This window comes from Halorubrum xinjiangense (genome assembly GCF_900102375.1).
Classification (GTDB): Archaea; Halobacteriota; Halobacteria; order Halobacteriales; family Haloferacaceae; genus Halorubrum; species Halorubrum xinjiangense.
The window spans coordinates 328,599-335,373 of record NZ_FNBO01000002.1 but is presented as its reverse complement, the minus strand read 5'-3'; the positions used below and the strand labels follow the sequence as shown (position 1 = coordinate 335,373).

Below are 6,775 nucleotides of genomic sequence, written 5' to 3'. Positions count from 1 at the left end.
GTCTGTGAGGAGTACGGCATTAGTCTCGAAACCGAGTCGGAAGCGTGGACTTCTCAAACGTGTCCTGAGTGTAGCGACCACGAGGAGACGGTTCGCCACGGAGATACGCTGACGTGTCCGTGTGGGTTCGAGGGGCATGCCGATCTCACGGCGTCGGAGACGTTCCTTCGAGAAAACAGCGATACGGAAGTCAGGCCGATGGCACGGCCCGTGCGATTCGAGTGGGACGACCACGACTGGTCGGGGAAACCACACCCTCACGACAGTCCCAAAGAAGCGCGCACGAACCCGCAAGTTGCCTCCGTGGGTCGGTAGCCGAATCCCCAACGGAGGAATCCTCGCGCTTTAGCGCGGGGAGGATGTCAAAGCTCGCGCTGTTCGCGCTCGCGGGCGTCGCCGTGCTGACGCTGTGGGGGCGGTTCGGACTCGTCGTCGCGGTGGTCCCCGTCGCGGAGAACGCCCTCAGAGTCGGCGCGCAGGTGGTCGCCTCGGCGGTGCTGCTCGGCGGCGCCTACGTCGTCAGCGACGTGATAGAGACGTACGTCGCCGACCTGTCGGCCGACAGCGACCGCATCACGGCCCACCAAGAGCAGCTGCTCACCCGGCTCGCGCAGGTGGGGCTGCTCGTGCTCGCCGGCGTCACCGTCCTCGGCATCTGGGGCGTGAACCTCGGCGGCCTCCTCGTCGGGGCCGGCTTCCTCGGGATCGTCCTCGGGATGGCGGCCCGGCAGACGCTCGGGTCGCTCATCGCCGGCTTCGTGTTGATGTTCGCCCGGCCGTTCGAGATCGGCGACTGGGTGGAGATCGGCAACGAGGAGGGGTTCGTCACGGAGATCACGATCATGAACACCCACATGCGCAACTTCGACGGGGAGTACGTCGTGGTGCCAAACGATCTCGTCGCCAACCAGTCGATCACGAACCGGAGTCGCGAGGGGCGCCTCCGGATCCATATGGAGGTGGGGATCGGCTACGACGACGACCCCGAGGAGGCGGCCGCGATCGCCGAGAACGTCCTCACCGGGATCGGTACGATCGCGAACAACCCCGAGCCGTACGCGATCCCCTCCGGGTTCGGCGACTCGGCGATCCTGCTCGACCTCCGGTTCTGGATCGACCCGCCGACCCCGCAGGCGCGCTGGCGCTCGAGGGCGGCCGCGGTCGAGGAGATCCAGGACCGCTTCGTCGAGGCCGGCATCTCGATCCCGTACCCGCAGCGGACCGTCACGTATCCCCCCGAGACGTCGAAAGCGGACGAGACCGTCGAGCGCGTCGAGCGCGTCGAGCGGACGGACGGCGACGGACGCTCCGCGGACCAGTCGGTCTGAAACGTCCCCGCTCGGGCCGTCTCACTCGGGCCGTCTCACTCGGACTACCCCACTCTAGCCGCCCCACTCAACCCGTCCCGCTATCGGTCCGACGGTCCGGTGTAGCCGCTCGGCAGTTCCGAGCCGCGACCGGTAAAGAGCAGTTCGAACCGGTTGATACGTTCCAAGACGTAGCGGAGCGCCGCCGTGAGCGAGTCCGCACCGATCGACAACAGGTGCCGCGCACCCTTCGTGCGGTCGGCGTGGTAGAAGCTTATCTCTCCTTCCGGATCGGTGTTCCGCTCCGGCATCACCACGAGGTCCTGGCGGGTGGGGCCGTGCCGGAAGACCAGGACGTCGGTGAGCGAGTCCGCGCCGTAGGTGACCACGTCGTGGCGGACGCTCCACTTCGGCGGTGTTTCCTCAGCGAGCGCCTCGGCGTCGACGACGTTTCGCATCGTCGTCGCCGTCGAGACGCTCTCTAACCCGGAGCCGCGTCGCTTCCGAAGCCACGCGAGGATCCGCTCGACGACGTCGCGGAGACCGTCGGGGCCGGAGAACCGGCCGGCCGACCGCTCCGCCGGCAGCGACCCCCGCGTCACTTCGGTGCGCTCTCCCATGCGAGAACCCCTGTCCTCATCGTGTTAATAGATACCGGTCGGGACCCCCCATCCGTTTCGCCGTCGAGCGCCCCGTCCCCGGCTCGTCGGCCTCGGCGGCCCGATTCACCGGTCCCGCCCGAACCCGGCCGCGAACGTCCCCTCGTCGACCGCGAGGACGGTAGGCCGGCCGTGCGGGCAGGCGTACGGGCGGTCGCACTCGCCGAGGCGGTCAAGCAGATGCCGGAGGTCCTCGCGGGAGCGGTCGGAGAAGTCGCCGCGCTTCAGCGAGGGGTGACACGCGAGGTCCGCGAGCAGGTCGTCGCGGGCGTCCCGCGCCGACCCCGAGCCGGTCCCCGAGAGCGCCGCGAGCGCGTCGCGGAAGGCGTCCGCGTCCGCGGTCCGGCCGAACGGCGCGGGGACGGTCCGCAGGCGACGCGTGCCGCCGCCGAACGCCTCGGTCTCGAAGCCGAGCGCGGCGAGGTCCTCCGCGTGCGCCCTCGCGGCCGCCGCCTCGTCGGTCGACAGCGAGACGGTCGCCGGCGGGTCGAGCGTCGCGGTCGGCACCGGGTCGCCGTCGAACGCGCGGGCGAGGCGCTCGTAGTTCACGCGCTCGTGGGCGGCGTGCCCGTCGATCGCGAGCAGTTCGTCGCCGGCCTCGACGAGGACGTAGAGGTCGCGGAAGACGCCGATCGGGTCGGCGTCCGCGAACGCGCCTGCGCGCGAGCCGTCGTCCTCGCCCACCGGGTCGAGGGCGGATTCGAGGTCGGTGGCAACGTCCGCGGAGCGCCGGAGGTCCGCACCGGTGAGCGCGTCCTCGACGACGGACGCGACCGCCTCGGCCACCGCGTCGGCGTCGCGGAGTCCCACCTCGCGCTTGGCCGGGTGGACGTTCGGGTCGACGCGGTCGGGCGGGAGCGAGACGTCGACCGCGGCGACCGGCTCGCGCCCGTCCGGGAGGAGCCTGCCGTATCCCTCGCGGACCGCGGCCGCGAGCCGGCCGTTCCGGACCGGGCGGCCGTTCACCGAGACGCGGACGTGGTCGCGGGTGGCCCGGGTCACGGACGGGTACGCGAGGGTGGCCGCGACGCCGACCGAGCTCGACCCGACGTCGACGCTCGCGTCGACGGTCGTCGACCGGCTCGCGGTGTCGCGGTCGTACACCGCGAGGAGCGCATCCGTGCGGTCGGTCCCGGGCGTCGACAGCGTCGCCGACCCGTCGTGGTCGAGCGAGAACGCGACCGACGGGTTCGCCAGCGCGTAGTCGGCGACGAGCGAAGAGATCCGCGCGAACTCCGCGTTCGCGCCAGCGAGCGACTCCCGGCGGGCCGGCCGGGTCGCGAAGAGGTCCTCGACCACGACCGTCGTTCCTCGGGCGCGGCCCGCCGGCTCGACCGCGGTCTCTCGTTCGTCGTCCACCTTTCCGGTGGGCTTCGCGGTCCCGTCGGCGACGACCCGCGTCCCGACACCGTCGCCGCGGCTCGTCACGAGTTCGAGCCGTGCGGCCTCGGCGATCGCCGCGAGCGCCTCGCCGCGGAACCCGAGCGAGTCGACCCCGACTGGGTCGCCGTCGGGCGCCAGCTTGCTCGTCGCGTGGCGCTCGACGGCGCGGGTCGCGTCCGCGCGGCTCATCCCGTGGCCGTCGTCCGCGACGCGGATCCGGTCCGTGCCGTCGCCGTCGACGGCGATCTCGACGCGGGAGGCGTCGGCGTCGAGCGCGTTGTCGACGAGTTCGCCGACGACCCTCGCCGGGCGAGTGACGACTTCGCCGGCCGCGATCCGGTCCACGGTCGCCCGATCGAGCCGGCGTACGCGACCCTCCTCATCTGCGGAGTCGCCGCGGCCTTCGGCGGTATCCCCGGTGCCGGGCGCGCCGCGACCGCGGTCTCGCTCACCCGTCATCGTCGACCTTCGACTGGAGGTCGTGGAGGGCGTTCAGCGCCTCGATCGGCGTCATCCGCGCGAGGTCGAGGTCGCGGAGCTCCGCGGCGAGGCCGAGCGGCGCGTCGGCGCCGACTCCCTCGTCCGAGTCGTTCGTCGGCGGGCGCGCGGGGTCGCCCTCGGTCGAAGTTTCGGTCGAGGATGTCTCGGGCGGGGGGCCGTCCGCCTCCGGACCGGCCTCGTCTCGGTCCGCCGACGCCTCCTCCGCGAGGAACTCGCGCAGCGACGCGTCGCCGTCGCGGTCCGCGTCGTCGGGGCCCTTCTCGACCGTCGCTCCCTCGTCGGCGGCCTCGGATCGCCCGCCGCTCCGCCCTCGCTCCGCCTCCTCCGCGGCGACGAGGTCGCGAGCGCGGTCGACGACCGGACCGGGGACGCCGGCGAGCTCCGCGACCTCCACGCCGTACGACGACGAGGAGGCGCCGGGGACGACCCGGTGGAGGAACGTCACGTCGCCGTCCTCGCGGGTGGCGGTGAAGTGGAGGTTGAAGACGCGCTCGCGCTCGTCGGCGAGGTCGGTGAGGCCGTGGTAGTGGGTCGCAAAGAGCGCGGTCGCGCCGAGCTCGTCGTGGAGGAACTCGGCGGCCGCGCGGGCGATGGCGCGGCCGTCGGTGGTGGCCGTTCCCCTACCCACCTCGTCTAAAAGGACGAGCGAGTCGGGGCCGGCGTCGTGGAGGATCTCCGTCAGCTCGCTCATCTCGCGCATGAACGTCGACTGCCCGCCCGCGATGTCGTCGGAGGCGCCGACGCGGGTGAACACGCGGTCGAAGACCGGGAGCGCGGCGGCCTGCGCGGGGACGAACGACCCCGTCTGCGCGAGCACGACCGCGAGCGCGACCGAGCGCATGTACGTCGACTTCCCGCTCATGTTCGGCCCCGTGATCACGGCGACAGAGCCGCGGGGCAGGTCGGCGTCGTTCGGGACGAAAGAGTCCTCGGTCCGCTCGACGACCGGGTGCCTGCCGCCCTCGATCTCGATGCCCGCGGCGGGGTCGCCGGCGGCGTCGAGAGCGGTACCGTCGGCGAGTGCGTCGTCGGCGCCCGCGTCGTCCCCCTCGCGCAGCTCGGGGCGGACGTAATCGTGCTCGATCGCGACCGCGGCGAGCGACGTGAGCGCGTCGAGCTCGGCGAGCGCGTCCGCGAGGCCCTGAATGCGCTCGGTCTCGGCCGCGACGCGCTCGCGGACGTCGACGAACAGCTCGTACTCCAAGGCGTCCGCGCGCTCGGCGGCGCCGACGATCGACTCCTCGCGCTCCTTCAGCTCCGGCGTGACGTAGCGCTCGCTGTTCTTCAGCGTCTGCCGCCGGCGGTAGTCGTCGGGGACCTTCTCGACGTTCGCGTCGGTCACCTCGATGTAGTAGCCGTGGACCTGGTTGTGGCCCACCGACAGCGAGTCGATCCCGGTGCGCTCACGCTCGCTGGCCTCGAGGTCGGCGACCCACTCGCGCCCCTCGCGCTCGGTCGCCCGGAGCTCGTCGAGGTCGTCGTCGAACCCCTCCCGGATGACGCCGCCCTCGGTGATCTCCTGTGGCGGGTCGGTCGCGATCGCGCCGTCGATCAGCTCGCGGACCGCGGTCAACTCGTCGAGCCGGTCGCGGAGGTCGCGGAGGTGGTCGGTCCGGGGGAGCGCGGGATCGCTCTCGTCCGCAGGTCGTTCCTCCCCCTCCGCTCCCGCGAGCGTCGCCTTCAGTTCCGGGACGACCGCGAGCGTCCGTCCGAGCGAGCGCAGGTCCCGGGCGTCGGCCCGCCCCCGCGAGACGCGGCTCACCAGCCGCTCGAGGTCGTAGGCGGTCGCGAGCGCGTCGGCGATCCCCTCGCGGGCGAGGCTCCGGTCGGCGAGCTCGCCGACCGCGTCGTGGCGGCTCCGGATCGCGTCGGCGTCGACGAGCGGGCGCCGGAGCCAGCGCTCTAAGCAGCGCCGGCCGAGCGCGCAGTTCGTCTCGTCGAGCGCGTCGAACAGCGTGTCGCTCGCGCCCAGCCCGCGGTTCTCGAACAGCTCTAAGCTGCGCTGCGCGGCCGCGTCGAGCCGCAGGCGGTCGCGGGGGTCGTACCGCCGAATTCTGGTGACGTACGACAGCGGCCCGTCGTCGCCCTGCGTGTACTCGGCGTACGCGAGCACGGCGCCGGCCGCGCGCAGCTCGGCGTCGGCATCGAACCGACGGTCGGGCGCCGGGAGGTACGGCTCCAGCCGCTCGGTCGCGGTGCGGCGGTCGAAGGCGCCGGCGTCGTAGTCGTGGGTCGTCCAGCCGCGCTCGGCGTCGCTCGGTTCGAACGCGGGAGCGTCCGGGCCGGCGATGAGTTCGGCCGGCACGATCCGGTCCAGCTCGCCCGCGATCGCGTCCGCGTCGCCCGACGTGACGAGGCACTCGCCCGTCGAGACGTCGACGGCGGCGAGGCCGACCGGACCCGTCGAGCCGCTTTGCTCGGCGTCACTCCCGGCCGCCACCGCCGCCACGTAGTTCGTCGTCCCCGAGTCGAGGAGGTCGTCCTCGACGACCGTGCCGGGCGTGATCACCTCGGTGACGGCGCGGTCGACGAGGCCGGACGCCTGCTCGGCGTCCTCGACCTGGTCGCCGAGCGCGACGCGGTAGCCCGCGTCGAGCAGCGATTCGAGGTAGGGGGCCGCGTTGTCGATCGGGATCCCGGCCATCGGGTAGTCGCCGGTCGAGTCGGACCGCTCCGTCAGCGTCACCTCGCAGACGCGTGCCACCGTCTCGGCCGCCTCGCAGAACGCCTCGTAGAAGTCGCCGACCTGAAACAAGACGAGCGCGTCCTCGTGGGCGGCACAGAGGTCGGCGTACTGCGAGAGCATCGGCGTGAGCTCCTCGCGGGCGGCCGCGATCCCGGGCGGCAGCCCCGTGGCCGTCTCTCGGTCCGCCGGTTCCATACCCCGTATCCGGGCGGCCGCGGGCATAAACGGTACGGAGCGGC

5 protein-coding genes are annotated in these 6,775 nt (G+C 72.6%); 2 read left to right on the top strand and 3 right to left on the bottom strand.

Annotation, left to right across the window (positions count from 1 at the left end):
* The coding region (locus F3H13_RS04570) for a zinc ribbon domain-containing protein (protein ID WP_149797864.1) at positions 1-315 on the top strand (315 nt) is incomplete at its 5' end.
* Positions 316-359: 44 nt separating this feature from the next.
* Positions 360-1,328 (top strand): mechanosensitive ion channel family protein, encoded by a 969-nt coding sequence (locus tag F3H13_RS04565; RefSeq protein ID WP_223174370.1) that lies wholly within the window; start codon positions 360-362, stop codon positions 1,326-1,328.
* An 80-nt stretch (positions 1,329-1,408) separates the two neighbouring features.
* Here the strand turns inward: F3H13_RS04565 and F3H13_RS04560 are convergent, their stop codons facing one another.
* The 3 genes from F3H13_RS04560 to mutS all read right to left on the bottom strand — a co-directional run bounded on the left by F3H13_RS04560 (position 1,409) and on the right by mutS (position 6,731).
* Entirely contained in the window at positions 1,409-1,927 is a 519-nt protein-coding gene (locus F3H13_RS04560) for a hypothetical protein (protein ID WP_149797863.1), read from the bottom strand.
* A gap of 105 nt (positions 1,928-2,032) precedes the next feature.
* Positions 2,033-3,808 (bottom strand): DNA mismatch repair endonuclease MutL, encoded by a 1,776-nt coding sequence (gene mutL, locus F3H13_RS04555; RefSeq protein WP_149797862.1) that lies wholly within the window; start codon positions 3,806-3,808, stop codon positions 2,033-2,035.
* On the bottom strand, positions 3,798-6,731 hold the full coding sequence (mutS, locus tag F3H13_RS04550) for a DNA mismatch repair protein MutS (protein WP_149797861.1): 2,934 nt from the start codon (positions 6,729-6,731) through the stop codon (positions 3,798-3,800). The genes mutL and mutS overlap by 11 nt, the downstream gene beginning before the upstream one ends.
* Positions 6,732-6,775 lie beyond the last annotated feature (44 nt).

Excerpts from the sequence above, each read along its gene's own strand:
- mutS (WP_149797861.1), bottom strand. The coding sequence starts at position 6,731 with ATGGAACCGGCGGACCGAGAGACGGCCACGGGGCTGCCGCCCGGGATC.
- mutL (WP_149797862.1), bottom strand. The coding sequence starts at position 3,808 with ATGACGGGTGAGCGAGACCGCGGTCGCGGCGCGCCCGGCACCGGGGAT.
- F3H13_RS04560 (WP_149797863.1), bottom strand. The coding sequence starts at position 1,927 with ATGGGAGAGCGCACCGAAGTGACGCGGGGGTCGCTGCCGGCGGAGCGG.
- F3H13_RS04565 (WP_223174370.1), top strand. The coding sequence starts at position 360 with ATGTCAAAGCTCGCGCTGTTCGCGCTCGCGGGCGTCGCCGTGCTGACG.